General features: G+C 61.1%; 1 protein-coding gene and 1 pseudogene. Both read right to left on the bottom strand.

What is annotated here, in order from left to right:
* A pseudogene (locus tag ACFHWW_RS33950) lies at positions 1-232 on the bottom strand (LacI family transcriptional regulator); the annotation flags it as partial.
* 9 nt (positions 233-241) lie between these two features.
* Positions 242-499, bottom strand: coding sequence for a LacI family DNA-binding transcriptional regulator (locus ACFHWW_RS33945; RefSeq protein ID WP_379943752.1), 258 nt, complete (start codon positions 497-499; stop codon positions 242-244).
* Between the last annotated feature and the right edge of the window lie 262 nt (positions 500-761).

The following is a 761-nucleotide window of genomic DNA, read 5'->3' as shown; positions in this document are numbered from 1 at the left end:
CTGAGTAGCCGACGGCCATGTCGAACGGCTCGTGGATAACCCACGATTCCACCACCGGCATGCCGGTCTTCCGCAAGAAATCGATCGTCTCCTTCTCATGCTCGTCGCCGACCAGTGAGATGCCCGCGACGCGCAGGCCGAGAAATGTCTGGATCGCGGCCGCTTCCTGTTGCTGGGTCTCAGCCAGCTTCAGGATCAGTTCGTAGCCGAGCTCGGCCACCGCATCCTGCATGCCGCGCACCTATTTGTAGAAGCTGGAATTCTTGATCGAGGGAATGACCGCGCCGATGACCCGGCTCTGCCCGGAGGCCAGGTGTCCCGCCGCATGAGTGGGAATGTAGCCCAGATCGGCGGCTACCGGCAGCACCTTGCGGCGCGTCTCCTCCTGCACGCGCGCGGGATAGCGAAAAGTGTTAGAGACAGTCATCGGCGATACGCCCGCCGCGGCCGCGACCGACTGCATCGTGACCGGCGTCTTCTCCTCCTGTGTCTTTGACATTGCCAGGCTTTACCCTTTTCCAGGCCTCATGCACCCGGGATGACGCCTTACCTCGAATCCCAGCAAAATAGGAAAAACAATTCTTGACTAGCACCGCCTTTAGAGGAATTGTAGCGCTACAAAAAATAGGGAACAATATCGCCCATGTCAATCGCCGCTACCCTCGCCTCGGCCACCCACCGGGCCGGCCGATGAATGCTCAGAGCCGGCCGGCAGCCGAGGCACTATCCCTCAGGAGCGTGCGGAAGGCCTACGGGCCCAC

Origin of the sequence: Sinorhizobium sp. P24N7 (assembly GCF_042436655.1) — a bacterium.
GTDB lineage: Bacteria > Pseudomonadota > Alphaproteobacteria > Rhizobiales > Rhizobiaceae > Sinorhizobium > Sinorhizobium meliloti_A.
Note: the sequence above shows the minus strand (reverse complement) of the source record. Positions and strands in the feature narration are given on the sequence as shown.

Coding starts and splice junctions, on each gene's coding strand:
- ACFHWW_RS33945 (WP_379943752.1), bottom strand. CDS start 499: ATGTCAAAGACACAGGAGGAGAAGACGCCGGTCACGATGCAGTCGGTC.